Origin of the sequence: Pyxidicoccus trucidator (genome assembly GCF_010894435.1) — a bacterium.
Lineage (GTDB): Bacteria > Myxococcota > Myxococcia > Myxococcales > Myxococcaceae > Myxococcus > Myxococcus trucidator.
The window spans coordinates 205,943-219,841 of sequence record NZ_JAAIXZ010000009.1 but is presented as its reverse complement, the minus strand read 5'-3'; the positions used below and the strand labels follow the sequence as shown (position 1 = coordinate 219,841).

The following is a 13,899-nucleotide window of genomic DNA, read 5'->3' as shown; positions in this document are numbered from 1 at the left end:
GGAGCACGACATGTCCTCAGGTCCTTACCGAAGGCGCCTCTTTCATGCGGTGTTCGTCATGGGGGCCCTCACGGGTTCCACGGCGCTGGGCGCCGCGTCGGATTCCGACAGTGCCCGCAACTTCGACGCCCGCGACACGTACAACGCGCAGGCGCGCTTCAGCTTCTCCGTGACGCAGCAGGCAGGGCAGAGGGCGCTGCGGCAGAGCGTGCCGGAGCTGCTGGTGGAGGTCGATGAGTCGCGCGGGCTGGTGCGCTCGCTCACCAACCCCGTGGGCGCCCTCTCCGAGCCGCGCAGCGGCGACGCGCTGGCCGTCGGCCTGGACTTCGTCCAGAAGCACCACGAGGCGCTCGGGCTGCAGCTGGGCGACCTGGCCAACCTGGAGGTCTCCGACCGCGTCTATTCGAAGAACAGCGGCGTGACGAACCTGTACCTGCGCCAGACGTTCAAGGGACTTCCCGTCTACAACGCGCAGCTGCAGATCAACGTGGACCGGGATGGGCGCGTGCTGTCCGTACACAGCGACTTCCTGCCCTCGCTGGAGTCGGCCATCGCCAGCGTGGAGCCTCGCGTGGGAGCCGCCGAGGCGGTGGCGAGCCTGGCGAAGCACCTGGGCGCGGAGTCTGGTGAGGCGCCCCGCGCGCTGAAGCCGGAGGCGGGCGTGAAGCAGCGCACGCGCGTGGAGGCGGAAGGTCTGTCGACGGAGCCCATCGACGCGGAGCTGGCGGTGCTGCCGGTGCGTCTGGGCGAGGCGCGCCTGGTGTGGCGCTTCCAGGTCCACACCCCGGACCAGCAGCACGACTTCGACGTGACGGTGGATGCGCAGACGGGCGAGGTCTGGACGCGCTTCGACTGGGTGGCCGCGGATTCCTACAAGGTCTACCCGGTGCCGGTGGAGAGCCCCAACCACACCTCGCCGCTGCCGCCCTCGGACGGCCGCGTGACGGTGACCAACCCCGCCAACGCGCTGGCCTCGCCCTACGGCTGGCATGACACCAACGGCGTGGCCGGGGCCGAGTTCACGATTCCCCGCGGCAACAACGTGCATGCGTACGAGGACCGGGACGCCAACGGCGCGCCGCCCGCTTCCGAGACGAGCTGCGGCGCCGCGCTCAACTGCAGCTTCACCCTCGCCCTCACGGGCGCGCCGTCCACGTACATCCCGGCGGCCGTCACCAACCTGTTCTACTGGAACAACATCATCCACGACGTCACGTACCAGTACGGGTTCAACGAGCTGGCCGGCAACTTCCAGGTGAACAACTACGGCCGCGGCGGCCTGGGCAACGACGACGTGCGCGCCGAGGCGCAGGACGGCGGCGGCACCAACAACGCCAACTTCTCCACCCCGCCGGATGGTCAGCGCCCGCGCATGCAGATGTACGTCTGGACGGCGCCCACCCCGGACAAGGACGGAGACCTGGACACGGGCATCGTCGTCCACGAGTACGGGCATGGCATCTCCAACCGCCTGGTGGGCGGCCCCAGCAACGTGTCCTGCCTGGGCAACCGGCAGCAGCCGGGCGAGGGCATCAGCGACTTCCTGTCGCTCTGGTTCACGGCGAGGGCGGCGGACACGGCCGCGCTGGGCCGCGGCGTGGGCACGTACGCGCTGAACCAGGCCACCACCGGCGTGGGCATCCGCACCCAGCGCTACAGCACGAGCGCGAGCGTCAACACGTGGACCTATGCCAGCATCAACGGCATGGCCGTGCCGCACGGCGTGGGCTCGGTGTTCGCCCAGGGCATGTGGGAGGCCTACTGGGCGCTGGTGACCCAGTGGGGCTTCAGCAGCAACCTCTACAGCGCGACGGGCGGCGCGGGTAACCAGCGCTTCATGCAGTACTTCATCCAGGGCCTGAAGAACTCGCCGTGCAGCCCCACCTTCACCCAGATTCGTGACGGCATCATCCAGGCGGCCACGACCCTGAACGGTGGCGCGGACGTCTGCCGCCTCTGGACCGCGTTCGCCGCCTTCGGCCTGGGCACGAACGCCGTCTCCGGCGGCTCGGCCAGCACCACGCCGACCAACGGCTTCTCCGTGCCCACCACGTGCCTGTAGCCGCTGGCGGTGAGGCCGACACCCGGCTGTAACCAGACAGCGCGGTACTGAAGCAGCGGGCCGGGTGGCTTCTCACGAAGCCGCCCGGCCCTTGTCGTTCCTGGGCCGTCCGCGTGGAGCGCGGATGGGCGACCCGTTCGTCAATTCCGGCAAATTCTCAACAGTCAGAACTCCCTGTTGACCGGTGATATCGGGTCCATTCACGATACGCGCGCTTCAATCCCCCCATTACCGAGGTCCGAATGTCTTCAGGCTTGGTTGTGCGCCGCTGGGCTGCCGCCGGTGTGATGTCGCTGGTGGTTGGTTGCGGTCCGGAGGTCGTCGAGGAGAAGCACCCGCAGGAGCCGGTCGCCTCCAGCGCGCAGGAGATTGTCGGCGGCACCAACACGACGATTGCCGCCAACCCCTGGCAGGTGTCGCTGCAGTCCAGCTCGGGCTCGCACTTCTGCGGCGGCTCGGTGCTCAACGCGAACTGGATCCTGACCGCGCAGCACTGCGTGAACTCGGGTGGGTCCATCTCCAAGCCGGGCCGCGTGCTGGCGGGCAGCACCACGCGCAACGGCACCGGGCAGGCTCGCACGGTGGCCGAAGTCGTTGTCTACCCGGGCTACGTGACGCCCGAGCTGGGCAAGGACGTGGCGCTGCTGCGTCTGTCCACGCCGCTGGACCTGAGCGGGGCCAACGTGAAGGCCATCGGTATGGTCACCGCGGCGGACGCCTCCTCGGGCACCACCAACGTGGGCGTCGTCTCGCGCGTCACCGGCTGGGGCGCGCTCTCCAGCGGCGGCTCGAGCCCCACCACGCTGCAGACGGTGGACGTGAACCTCATCAGCAACACCTCGGCCCAGTCGTCGTACCCGGATGAGACCATCACCGCGGACCAGCTCGGGGCGGCGGCTCCCGGCAAGGACTCGTGCCAGGGCGACTCCGGCGGTCCGCTCACGGTGCTCAAGGGCAGCACCCGCGTGCTGGCGGGCGTCGTCAGCTGGGGCTACGGCTGCGCCGACTCGCGCTACCCGGGCATGTACTCGCGCGTGTCGTCCTTCGAGAGCTGGATTACCTCGAAGATCAGCGGCACGCCTCCGCCCACGACGACGCTGCTCTCCCGGACCGGCCTGTCGGGCGCGAGCGGCAGCTTCCAGCACTTCGCCATCACCGTCCCGGCGGGCACCACCAGCCTCACGGTGACGCAGACCGGCGGCACGGGTGACGCGGACCTCTACGTGCGCAGCGGCTCGCAGCCGACGACGACCACGTACAACTGCCGCCCGTACCTCAGCGGCAACGCCGAGACCTGCTCGTTCGCCAACCCCACCGCGGGGACCTGGTACGTCTCCGTGCGCGGCTACACGTCGTTCACGGGTGTGTCGCTGACCGCGACCGTCCCGTAGTTCCACGCCACGGCGGCGTCGGCCCCCGCGAGGAGGCTGGCGCCGGCCCCTCAGGCTTGAAAACACCGAGGCCGGAAGCCGCTGACTCCAGCGACTTCCGGCCTCGGTCTTTCAGACAGCTTCAGCGGGTGTCACCACTTCTCGACGGACGTGACGGTGAGGGACGTCGGGGTGCTGGGGAAGTTGGGGGACGAGGCGCACGGGCTCTCCTGGATCTGCGAGAGGTTGGCCGTGTAGTAGCCCCAGGTGGAGCCATTGCCCTTCTCGTAGAACTCGTAGCCGTTCGGGAGGACCACCTTCCAGACGAAGTCGATGTGCGTGAGGAGGGTGGACCCGCTGCGGGTGGAGGTGGTCTCCCGCACGGTGGTGCTCCAGGTGTACGGCGCCGACGCGGAGACCGCGAGGGTCTGCGTGTTGGCCCAGTCGAACGGGTTGCTGCCATCCTTGGCGCTCCCGCCCCAGCCGTAGACGAGGTACACGGAGGTGCCCCAGGGCAGGGTGTAGTTCCGGTAGGACAGCCCCACCTCCGCCTCATAGGAGCTGGCGTATTCGCAGGCGCGGAGTGCCATGCGTCCCTGGACGAACGTCTCCGAGGCCAGCGCGGACGAGGAGACGAACAGGAGGACGAGGGCGAGTGCATTTCGAAGAAGTGTCGTCATGGGATGCTCCGGAATCGCGGGGTAACGGCTTCGTCTAGCATGAAGGGGGACGGGCCCGCACTCCGGGTGGAGGCTCGTGCCGGGTGCCGTCACGCATGTGGCCGGGGCGTAATAGAGTAGGGGCGTGGCTATCGCTCCTCGATGCTTCCACTGTGGCGCTCCCTTCCTGAAGTCGCTCGCTGAAGAGCCGGTATGCGGCCACTGCGGCGCCACGCGGCCAAGGCCCGGGGTTCCGCAGCGGGCTGCTCCCATTTCCCCGCCCCGTCCACAGCAAGGGCCCTGGCTGGTGCTGCTCGTCTCCGGCGGAGCGGTCGTCGTGATGTTCCTCGCGGGGGTTATCGCGTTCACCCTGATCCGCGGGCCCGACCCAGTGCGCTCCGCGCCCGCCCCGCCTCCATCGCCCGTCGCCAGGTCCGTGGCCCAGGAGGTACTTCGTCCCGCTCCGCAGGCTCCAGCGCAGAGCCCGTCAGCTCCACAGACCGTGGCTCCTGCGCCCGTGTCCCCGCCCTCGGTGCCGAAGCCCGCCCCGCGCGCGCCCCAGACGAACGAGGCCTGGGGCACCCAGCAGCTGGCGAAGCGCCTGAGGGCCTACGATTTCTGTGGCAGCGAGGCCATCCTGCGCAAGCAGGACATTCCCCGGCGCTACCGGCTGCGCGCGAAGTTCGGCCCCGACGGTCAGGGCACGGATGGGAAGGTGGACCCCGCGCCCGTGGCGATGTTGAACGCCTGCATCCGCAACAAGACGCGGTACATCTTCCTGGGCAAGCCCCCGCAGGCGCGTGACTTCGAGGTGGAGCTCACCCTGTCGTTCGCGCACCTGCGGCCCAAGGGCAAGCAGGAGACCCACGACGACCAGTGGAACATCGACGACTCGGATTGACCTTCAGCTTCGGCGGAGCCCATGTCGACGCCTCGCTCCACGCCGCGGCGCATTCTCGCTGCCCGCGTTGAGTCGCGGCGTACGGAAGGCCCGGTGCTTCCGTACACCGCACGAAGCTCAAGACACGTCGGGCCCTTCAGCCTCACCCCGGCTCAGCGTGACGCGCCCTGGATGTTCAGCTCCCCGAACAGGGCCAGATGCCGCCCATCGCTTCGGAACTGGGGGTCAATCGCGGTGGCCGGGTCGTCGTTGATGACGTTGGTGATGGTTGCGTTGGACAGGATGTGGTCGATGCCCGTTTCATCGTGGGTGAGCTGCTCGAAGTCCCTGTCCAGGTCCTCCATCTCCTGGGTCGAGTCCGCCACGTTGAAGTCCCCCACGACGACCCAGCTTCCCTGCTGCGTCACCAGGTGCGTGTGGATGGCCTGCTCGAGCTGGGCGACGTGTTGACGGGCGAGCGTGCCGGCCTCGTTGTGCCACGAGAGCAGGTGCAGCGGAGTGGTGGTGCCATCCGCGTGTTGCACGTCGAAGGTGAGGGTGGCCGGGGGACGTGCCTGGTTGAGGGGCCCCTGGGTGAAGAGCTCCGGGTGGAAGAAGGTCATCACCGGATTGGCGTCGGCCGGGACATTGCTGGGGGCAACGACGTTCGGGTCGTAGAACACCATGTAGGCATTGTGGATGGTGGAGGTGGGGGTCCGGCCCGGAGTGTTGGGGTACTCGCTCGGCAGGGCCGCCATCTCATACCCCGCTGCCGTCGCGGCGTTCACCAGCGGATCCATCCGGGCCGGGGCGTTGAAGAGGGAGCGGGGCACTTCCTGGAAGGCGATGATGGCGACGTTCTGGGTCCGGGCGAAGGCCAGCATGCGGGTCATCCGGCTCTCGGGCGTCTCTCCGCCAATGCTGCGCGGGTGGACGTTCCAGGTGACGATTCGCACCCGCGTCTCAGCCTCGGCCAGCTGCGCGGTGCCCGCGAGCAGCAGGGCCGCGAGGATGCTCATGAGTCGGTGGGAGTGGGGCTTCATGGCGATACCTTTCGGCGCTCGGGCGCTCACGGGATGGGCTCCGGGCCGCAGGCCCTGTCCGGGACGTCGAACTCACCCCACATGTTGATGCCGACGTTCCTGCACCGTGTGGGGCGGTCGTACTGCACGCCGTTGATCTCCGCGGGCATGGTCATGCAGGCGTCCTCCCAGGAGAAGTCCTTGATGTTCCAGAGGACGGCCGAGTACTGCTTCAGTCCCACGCCCACGCAGTGATCCGCCTTGAAGTCGCCCCAGTGGGGCATGCAGCCCGGGTCCGGGACGTCGAACTCGCCCCACATATTGAATGTGGCGTTCTTGCAGCGGGCCGGACGCGCGAAGGTGTGGCCGTCGATGGTGGCGCTTGTCTTGAAGCAGGCATCCTCCCAGGAGCCCTTGATGTCATGGAGGACGGCGGAGTGTTGGCGGAGTCCCACCGCCGTGCATTTGTCCTTCTTGAACTCGCCCCAGCGGGGCTCGGCCAGGGCGGAGGAGGCACCCAGCAGCAGGCTGAACGCGAGGAGACAACGCGTGAGGGGCTTGCAATTCGCATGGAGGTTGAAGCGCTTCATGGTGTGCGGCTCCTGGGTTTCTGGGGGGCACATGGCCAGACGGCCACGCAGTCACTCCGGAAAGTGGCGTGCCGTGGCGGATGTGACACTCGACGGCCCGGGCCAGGACGCCCGCCCGTACCTCCCTTCAGGGCCCCGCGAGCGGCTGGGCGGCGCGCCTTCGCGATTTGACTGCTGGAGACCGCGGAGGCCGTGAAGTTCGCCGGCACCGAGCGCGGCTGGGGGCCTACCTGCGCCAGAGGAGCAGGACGATGCACACACAGGCCACGGCCGCGACGAGGAACCACAGCCAGGGACTCCACCCCCACCCGGGAGGAGGCTGCAGGCTGCCACCTCCTGGCATCCGAGGCCGCGTCTCACGCTCAGGTGTCCGAGCGCATCTCCGGGCCGAGAATCGACACATTCGTCTCCACGGGGTGCTTCGCTATCTTGAGGTGGTTCGCTGGAAAGTCAGAATCCGCATACCCCAAGGACAGCCCGCAGAGGATGACCAGCTCGTCTGGGATTGCGAGCTCACGGCGAAGGACTTCTGGATACGTCGTCAACGCGGCCTGGACACAGGTTCCGATACCGCGCGCCGTCAGTCCCAGGACCAGCGTCTGGAGGTACATCCCGACGCCCACCGCATCCACGAGGCCGAGATCCTTGTGCATGCACAGGATGCCGACCATGGGCGCGCCGAAGAACTCGTAGTTGCGCCGCGAGGCCAGCGCTCTTCCGGCATCATCGTCGCGGGCGACCCCCATCGCGCCGTAGACGATGCCCCCCAGCGCACGGCGATGCGCCTGAAAAGACGGTGGCAACGGGGCCAGCTCCCGCGGATTGGCTATGACCTCCGCCATGAGCGCCTGGCGCAGTTGCTCCGTGCGCTCACCCTCCGTGAGGAAGAGACGCCAGGGTTGGATGTTGGAGTTGGAGGGCGCGAGCTGCGCGAGCGACAACGCCTCCTCGAGCAGCTCGCGAGGAATCGGGGTGGGGAGAAAGCGGCGAATCGAGCAGCGGCTTCGGACGATTCCCTCGAAATCAAACATGATGACTCTTCAGACCGGGCGCAGGGTTGTTGGTGACTCGCGGGTGAGCCCCGGTTCTGGACAGCGGCTCATATCACCGGGCCTTGTCGTCGGTCATGTCGGTGGGGTGTGTTTATCGTGTATTTCCAGGAAAGCTTGGTGAGGTGTCCCTGGTTGTCCTATGCTCGTGGGGGCGCGCAGCTCCTTCTCCTTCCAGGACAATCCCATGCTGGTTTCCCAGCCACCGCCACCCCCGACCGCCAGTCCCCTCGCTGCACGCGCGCTCTTCCTGGCGATGCTCGTGCTCACCGTCGGCGTGTCGGCCTGCCTCGCGCAGGACGAGGGCACCGTGAGCACGGAGCAGTGGCACGAGGGGATGTCCATCGAGGACGAGGAGGAGCCCGAGGTCTGTGACGAGTGTGACGGAGGCGCTGACGCCGGTGACGCCGGAGATGCGGGTGACGCCGGAGACGCGGGCTGTCCGCCTCCGGAGCAGGAGTTCACCGAGACCGCCACCTGTGACGACGACGCGGGGGTGGACGCAGGCATTGACGCAGGGGTGGATGCGGGCGCCGACGCTGGCTCGGACGCGGGCGCCGACGCAGGTTCGGACGGTGGTGGTGGTGGCGGAGGAGGTGGTGGTGACGCGGGTTCGGACGGAGGCGCCGACGCGGGTTCGGACGCGGGCGCCGATGCGGGTTCGGGCGGCGGGCATGACTCGGGGACGGGGTCTGTCGCGGATGCGGGCGCTGACGGTGGCTCGGATGCGGGCTCCTTCCTGACCGAGGGGCCGACAGTGCAGGCCTTCTTCGCGGCCACGCTTGCTCCAACGTCCGTCCTGAACCCCACGCCGACCACGGCGGCTGACCGGACGAATGGCGCGGAGCGGTCACGGATGCGCGAGCGCTGCGGCATGTGCGAGCTGCGGCCCAGAGGGCCCATCGATCCGAACAAGGTGCCCTACATCTCCGTGCATGGCATCAGTGCCGGCCCCGACGTGATGGACCCGGCCATCAACAAGTTCCCGTCCAATGCACAGGTCTATGACTTCTTCTACCCGGACAACCGGCACCCCATGGAGACGGCGGACTGCCTGCGCAACGCCATCGTGCAGGCGCGGAGAGCGCACTCGGGCACGACAGTGCAGGTGGTGGCGCATTCGCTCGGCGCGCTCATCGCGACTGGCGCGGACCACTCGCTCGCGGACGACGAATGGATGCCGACCGAGGTCCCGACCAACTGCGGGTTCATGAAGAAGGTGCGCGGCCGGCATCGCAAGGGCTTCGTGCTCGAGCCGGCGCCCAGCCCCAGTCAACTCGACCTCCGGATGACCCTGATCGACCCCGTCTTCCAGGGGTTCACGGACGCTCCGCTCATCGTCTCCGACTGTCTGCCCGGACGGGGAGACCTCACCGCGGGCAGTGCGCTCATGCAGACGCTGAACACCCGGCCCACCTTCTCCAGGCAACGCAGGGTGTTCTATGCCTCCGACCCGAGTGACGACACCGCCCGTGACCTGACGGAGTTCGATGACGATGACCTCGAGCTGATCTGCAAGGCGATCCGGGGCGAGAATGTGCACACCCGGAAGTTCGGCCTCATCAACGCGTGGAACGCCGTCAAGAACCTGCGGGTCGGTCCAGGGGGGAAGAAGCTCAAGGACGCCCTGGGCTGCAGCTGCTCCGCGGCGCGCATCAAGGAGCTTGCCGCGCAGGCAGCACCCCGGTTGCCGGGCAAGCACACCGACATCCTCGACGACGTCCTCTTCTGACCCTCCGAGGCCCAGGTGACGACGTGCCGGCAAGCCACCTCGCCGGCACGTTGTTGCAAGGACACGCGGAGAGCGCGCCGCGCCACGCGGCGCGCACCACCGCAACGCTATTCGCAGCCCCTGGCGTCGCGGTCGGGCACCCAGTTGCAGTCGAAGGTGTGCACCTCGCCGGCGGCGCGGCCGCGGCCGGGGCCCGAGCCGAGCATCGTGTTCCAGAAGCGCGAGAGCACCGCGTTGAGGGAGTTGGCCTGGCCGCTCGGGGGCTCGGTGCTGTAGAGCTGCGCCCCATGCACGTTCGGCTCGAGCGAGCCGTTGGCGCGCTGCACGAGGGGGTCGCTCGGCGCATAGAGCCACTTCATGCTCGACGACGTGTTCCTGCCGGTGATGCCCATCGCCTGGTTGAAGGTCTGTACCCACCTGTCGCGGACGGCGAGCTCGGCAGGGGTGTTGGTCGCCGACAGGTACGGCAGGCCGGAGTTGGACATGTAGAGCTGGTCCTGCCGGTTCTGCCAGACGAGGGTGGGCAGGTCGAAGCCTCCCTCGGACTCCGGCGCGGTGAGGATGTCGTAGAGCACGGGGCCGCTGATGCACTCGTGCGGCGGGTGCACGGGGTCTCCGGGAGTCCGCGCCGCCACGCAGGACGGCGTGAGTGAGGACTTCCATATCGTCGTCAGCTGGCCGAAGGCCTCCAGGCCCGAGCCGATACCCAGCACGGGGTAGTCAGGCTCGTCCCAGTTGAGCGGCACGTAGCCGGAGCCGGGGAAGACGAGCAGCCGCCCCTGCTTCGCCGCCCTGGGGAGCCGCCGGACGACGCGGTGGGTGTTGTTGAAGGCGCCGAAGCCGCCCGCTGAACCTCCACGCAACAGCACGCGCAGCGGCTTGCTGTCGTCGAGGCCATAGCGCTCCACGAGCACCGCGAGCATCGCCTCCACGTTGGCGGCGCCCACGTACCGCCAGTCCCGCTTCGTGCCCTTGTAGGTGATGTCGGGCGCGTCGAGGGCGGTGCCCGTCCACAGGTCGCTCGAACAGTAGTGTCCGAGCACGTCGATGGCGCCGCTGAAGTCGTCGGGCTGCGCGGGGGCGCTCTCGCGCAGGGCGCGATCGGCGGGCAGGTTCACCGACGAGACGAGGTCGATGTCCCGGTTGGAGCAGCCTCCATAGGGGCTGGTGCTGTCGAACGCGCAGAAGCCGCCGCCCTCCAGGCGGAGGACCCACTGCGTGAGAGGGCTTCCGTCGGGCGGCGCGGGGGGAAAGGTGATTTGGAAGACGAACTCGTCGCCCACGTTGCAGCGCGCCTCTGCCCAGCGGGGGTCGCGCAGCGCGGGGCGCACGGTCTCCATCAGCCGCCGCGTGGGATTGCCGGCGCGAGTGCAGGAGGAGACATTGTAGCCATTGCCCGAGGCTCGACAGGTGGCGGAGCCGCCGGACCACACAGCCGCCAGGCTGGTGCAGGCGACGGAGGTGCCCGGGGTGCACACCGCCGCCATCGCTTCGGGCTGGAGGACTCCGTCGTTCGACGTGCCCGTGACGTCATGCTGCGTGGGCAGGTCGGCCGCGACGTCACCGGGGGGCTTCGGGGTCGATTCTCCCGCGCCGCAGGCGACGCAGGCGAGGAGGGCAGGGAGCAGGAGTGGGAAGGAGCGCATGCCCCGTCAACCCGCGCCCCGCCGTGAAGTTGCGGTGCTTCCGGACCGATGCGAGTTCTCGACCGGAGGCGCTACCCGAAGGCCATGCGCACGGGCCGTGAGTCATAGAGCGCGCGGCCCCACACCCGGCCGTTGATGACGTACAGCACGGCGCGGCCGTAGTACCAGAGGCTCAGCCGGTAGCCGTCCACCGTCAGCGAGTCGGTGGGCCCCACGCCGAGCTGCACGCCCTCCAGGGTGAAGGTGTCCACCACCGCGGGCTCTCCGCACCGGGCCAGCACCTCATCGGCCGTCAGGCCCATGGCGAGGCTGTCGAACACCGGGCGCGGCAGGTCCACCTTGCCCACAGGCACCGGCGTCAGCCGCGGCCCTGGGCCGCTGCCTCCCGGCTTGCGCACCACGAGCTTGTCCACCGGGTGGCAGTGCAGCGGGATTCCCGGGTGCTGGTCCCACTTCACGTACCGGTCGTGCCGCACCTTCTCCCAGTCGCCGTAGAAGGCGGCCAGCTCGCCCTGCCCGAGCGAGTGCTTGAAGCCGGCGGCGAGGAACTCGGGGCCGGCGGGGTACTCGTCGGTGAAGAGCATGCACGTGTAGGCGTTGAAGCCGCCCGGCACGGTGTGCTCCTTGAGGCGCTCCAGCAGGCCCCGCCACGTCGCGTTGTCCAGGTAGTCGATGACGCCGTGGGCCATGATGACGTCCCAGGTGTCGTGCAGCTCCAGGTGGGCGATGTCCGCCACCACTGCCTTCAGTGGGACGCCGGTGCGCCGCGCCAGCGCGCTCAGCTTCTCGATGCCCGCCGCCGAGCGGTCCACCGCCGTCACCTGGCACCCGCGCCCCGCCAGGAAGAAGGCGTTGCGCCCCTCGCCGCAGCCCAGGTCCAGCACCCGGGCGCCCGGCGGCAGCGCGTCGGCCAGCTCGACGATGTCGTGGTTGGGCCCGCCCATGGTTGAGACGTTGCCGTCCTTGTATCCCTTCTCCCAGAAGGCGTTGAAGGGCAGGTGCTCGAACTCCCGGGTCGTCTTCATGAGGCCCTCTTCAGGTGGGAAGGAAGTCGCGCTCGAGCGCGTCCACGGTGGGGGACTTGAACAGCGTGGCGATGACGTTGCTGAACTTGAAACCCAGGGGGGTGAGCGCGTAGGAGCCCTCGCGGTCCACCGTGACGCAGCCCTCGAGGATGAGCGCGTCCAACTCCTCGGCGAAGTCGTCCAGGCCCGCGCCCCGGAAGCGCTGCGCGTAGGCCCCCGGCTCCAGCCGCCCCAGCGAGAGGTTGAGGATGCAGAAGCGCCGCTTCTGCTCGTCCTCGTCCAGCACGAAGCCCAGGCCCAGGGGCTCGTCCGGACGGTGCTCGTGGGAGATGAAGCCGCGGATGATGTCGAGCGTCTCCGGGCGGCGCACGGCGAAGTCGGTGCCGTAATGGACGGTGTCGGCGTAGCTGCGCGCTCCCGCGCCCAGCCCCAGCAGCGGCACCCCGGCGAAGTCCGCCACCTCCTGCTGCAGCCCGTCGTGCTCCAGCGTGGAGAAGCGCACGAAGCTGTTCTGCCGGAAGCCACGCTCGGCGAGCCATGCCACGCTCTCGTCGTAGAGCGCGTACTTGGAGCCGTCGTCCATGAAGCCCCCCGCATGCTTCTCGCGCCGCTTGTCGATGACCGTCAGCGGGCGGAACACCACCGGATAGAGCGTCACCGTCCGGGGCCCGAAGCCCACCGTGGTGCTCAGGCTGTGCAGCCACGTCTCGCGCTGCTGGCCCTCCAGCCCGTAGATGAGGTCATAGTTCACGTTGGCGAAGCCCACGCGCTGGATGGTCTCCACCGCCTGGTAGAGCGTCTGGGTGGAGTAGGGCCGCCCCGCGCGCTTGCGCTCCTCCTCGTCCAGCGTCTGCAGGCCCATGCTGATGCGGTTGACGCCCAGGGCCTTGAGGCGCTCCAGCCGCTCGGCCGTCATCGTGTCCGGCGAGCCCTCCACGGCCACCTCCGCCGTGGGCGAGAAGCGTGGGAAGGCCCGGTGCAGGGCCTCGAAGACGGTGGAGAACTGGTCCGGCGACAGCGTGGTGGGCGTCCCTCCGCCCACGTACAGGGACACCACCTCGAGGTGTCCCAGCAGCGCGCCGTACATGGCCACCTGCCGCTGGAGCGCGGCCACGTAGTCATCCACCATCTGCGGCGAGTGGCTGGTGGTGAGGAACAGCGTGCAGAACGAGCAGCGATACCCGCAGAAGGGCACGTGGACGTAGAGGTTGAGCCTGTCCCGGGCGCCCGCCCACACCTCGGCCAGGGTGCGAGCTGGCTGCACCGGGCGGTAGGCGCGCTTGGAGGGGTAGCTGTAGACGTAGCAGGGCAGCTCGGAGCCCGCGATGGCCCGTTGCAGCCGGGTCCGGGCGTCCTGTTCAGACGCTGGCGTGGCATACAGCATGGCGCGCTCCTTCCGCGAAGCCGCGGCTTATGCGTAGTGGTGGATGAGGTACTGCAGGGCCGGCTCCAGCCCGTCGAAGTCGCGGGTGACGATGGCCTCGTATCCGGGCCGGCCCCGGAAGCAGTTGCCGAAGACGAGGATGGGCAGCCCCGCGGCGTGCGCGAGGAACATCTCGCCGATGGTGAAGAACGGCGCCTTCTGGCTTTCGATGGTGGGCGGCAGCGTCAGGTTGACGAGCAGCACGTCCGCACGAGCCAGGTGCCAGCAGTCATTGGTGAAGACCTCGTTGGGCGTGGCCCGGTACTGCGGGCCCGCCGCCACCATCACCCGTGTGGGGTCGTAGGTGAGGAAGCCGGCGTCCTCCAGCACCCGGGAGGCCCGCTGCCGCCACGTCGAGGCGTCCTCCAGGGACAGCCCGTCAATCATCCCCGAGAGGAACACCGTCCGGGGCTCTCCTCCGCGCGCGCGCCGCTCGTGCAT

At 68.9% G+C, this 13,899-nt stretch carries 12 protein-coding genes; 4 read left to right on the top strand and 8 right to left on the bottom strand.

Annotation, left to right across the window (positions count from 1 at the left end; translation table 11 throughout):
* Positions 1-10 precede the first annotated feature (10 nt).
* Both G4D85_RS25420 and G4D85_RS25415 read left to right on the top strand, forming a co-directional pair.
* Complete coding sequence (locus G4D85_RS25420; protein ID WP_164016473.1) at positions 11-2,062, top strand: M36 family metallopeptidase; 2,052 nt, start codon at positions 11-13, stop codon at positions 2,060-2,062.
* Between the two features lie 242 nt (positions 2,063-2,304).
* Complete coding sequence (locus G4D85_RS25415) at positions 2,305-3,453, top strand: trypsin-like serine protease (protein ID WP_164016471.1); 1,149 nt, start codon at positions 2,305-2,307, stop codon at positions 3,451-3,453.
* A gap of 131 nt (positions 3,454-3,584) precedes the next feature.
* On the opposite strand, the gene G4D85_RS25410 is transcribed toward G4D85_RS25415, so the two are convergent.
* A complete protein-coding gene (locus G4D85_RS25410) occupies positions 3,585-4,112 on the bottom strand; it encodes a hypothetical protein (protein WP_164016469.1) in 528 nt (175 codons plus the stop codon).
* 496 nt (positions 4,113-4,608) lie between these two features.
* On the opposite strand from G4D85_RS25410, the gene G4D85_RS48945 reads away from it, so the two are divergent.
* Complete coding sequence (locus G4D85_RS48945; RefSeq protein ID WP_205525695.1) at positions 4,609-4,992, top strand: hypothetical protein; 384 nt, start codon at positions 4,609-4,611, stop codon at positions 4,990-4,992.
* Positions 4,993-5,144: 152 nt separating this feature from the next.
* On the opposite strand, the gene G4D85_RS25400 is transcribed toward G4D85_RS48945, so the two are convergent.
* From G4D85_RS25400 to G4D85_RS25390, 3 genes are all read right to left on the bottom strand, one after another.
* Positions 5,145-6,014, bottom strand: coding sequence for an endonuclease/exonuclease/phosphatase family protein (locus G4D85_RS25400; protein WP_205525694.1), 870 nt, complete (start codon positions 6,012-6,014; stop codon positions 5,145-5,147).
* A gap of 26 nt (positions 6,015-6,040) precedes the next feature.
* Positions 6,041-6,583 carry a hypothetical protein gene (locus G4D85_RS25395; protein WP_164016465.1) on the bottom strand — a complete coding sequence of 181 codons (543 nt, stop codon included), beginning with the start codon at positions 6,581-6,583 and terminating at the stop codon, positions 6,041-6,043.
* A gap of 362 nt (positions 6,584-6,945) precedes the next feature.
* On the bottom strand, positions 6,946-7,614 hold the full coding sequence (locus tag G4D85_RS25390) for a nitroreductase (protein WP_164016463.1): 669 nt from the start codon (positions 7,612-7,614) through the stop codon (positions 6,946-6,948).
* A gap of 205 nt (positions 7,615-7,819) precedes the next feature.
* Between G4D85_RS25390 and G4D85_RS25385 the strand changes: the two genes are divergently transcribed.
* Positions 7,820-9,364: an esterase/lipase family protein gene (locus tag G4D85_RS25385; RefSeq protein WP_164016461.1), complete on the top strand. Its 1,545-nt coding sequence runs from the start codon at positions 7,820-7,822 to the stop codon at positions 9,362-9,364.
* A gap of 107 nt (positions 9,365-9,471) precedes the next feature.
* Here G4D85_RS25385 and G4D85_RS25380 read toward each other — a convergent pair whose 3' ends face one another.
* The 4 genes from G4D85_RS25380 to G4D85_RS25365 form a co-directional block, all read right to left on the bottom strand.
* Positions 9,472-11,010, bottom strand: a complete 1,539-nt coding sequence (locus tag G4D85_RS25380) for a pectin acetylesterase-family hydrolase (protein WP_164016459.1) — start codon at positions 11,008-11,010, stop codon at positions 9,472-9,474.
* Between the two features lie 71 nt (positions 11,011-11,081).
* On the bottom strand, positions 11,082-12,035 hold the full coding sequence (locus G4D85_RS25375) for a methyltransferase domain-containing protein (protein ID WP_164016457.1): 954 nt from the start codon (positions 12,033-12,035) through the stop codon (positions 11,082-11,084).
* A 10-nt stretch (positions 12,036-12,045) separates the two neighbouring features.
* The gene (locus G4D85_RS25370; protein ID WP_164016455.1) at positions 12,046-13,419 is read right to left on the bottom strand and encodes an STM4012 family radical SAM protein; all 1,374 of its coding nucleotides are present in this window, start codon (positions 13,417-13,419) and stop codon (positions 12,046-12,048) included.
* A 27-nt stretch (positions 13,420-13,446) separates the two neighbouring features.
* A complete protein-coding gene (locus G4D85_RS25365) occupies positions 13,447-13,899 on the bottom strand; it encodes a TIR domain-containing protein (protein WP_164016453.1) in 453 nt (150 codons plus the stop codon).

Bases quoted from the DNA above. Each gene is read 5' to 3' on its own strand.
- G4D85_RS25410 (WP_164016469.1), bottom strand. From the start codon at position 4,112: ATGACGACACTTCTTCGAAATGCACTCGCCCTCGTCCTCCTGTTCGTC.
- G4D85_RS25365 (WP_164016453.1), bottom strand. From the start codon at position 13,899: ATGCACGAGCGGCGCGCGCGCGGAGGAGAGCCCCGGACGGTGTTCCTC.
- G4D85_RS25380 (WP_164016459.1), bottom strand. From the start codon at position 11,010: ATGCGCTCCTTCCCACTCCTGCTCCCTGCCCTCCTCGCCTGCGTCGCC.
- G4D85_RS25400 (WP_205525694.1), bottom strand. From the start codon at position 6,014: ATGAAGCCCCACTCCCACCGACTCATGAGCATCCTCGCGGCCCTGCTG.
- G4D85_RS25385 (WP_164016461.1), top strand. From the start codon at position 7,820: ATGCTGGTTTCCCAGCCACCGCCACCCCCGACCGCCAGTCCCCTCGCT.
- G4D85_RS25395 (WP_164016465.1), bottom strand. From the start codon at position 6,583: ATGAAGCGCTTCAACCTCCATGCGAATTGCAAGCCCCTCACGCGTTGT.
- G4D85_RS25390 (WP_164016463.1), bottom strand. From the start codon at position 7,614: ATGTTTGATTTCGAGGGAATCGTCCGAAGCCGCTGCTCGATTCGCCGC.
- G4D85_RS25415 (WP_164016471.1), top strand. From the start codon at position 2,305: ATGTCTTCAGGCTTGGTTGTGCGCCGCTGGGCTGCCGCCGGTGTGATG.
- G4D85_RS25370 (WP_164016455.1), bottom strand. From the start codon at position 13,419: ATGCTGTATGCCACGCCAGCGTCTGAACAGGACGCCCGGACCCGGCTG.
- G4D85_RS25375 (WP_164016457.1), bottom strand. From the start codon at position 12,035: ATGAAGACGACCCGGGAGTTCGAGCACCTGCCCTTCAACGCCTTCTGG.
- G4D85_RS25420 (WP_164016473.1), top strand. From the start codon at position 11: ATGTCCTCAGGTCCTTACCGAAGGCGCCTCTTTCATGCGGTGTTCGTC.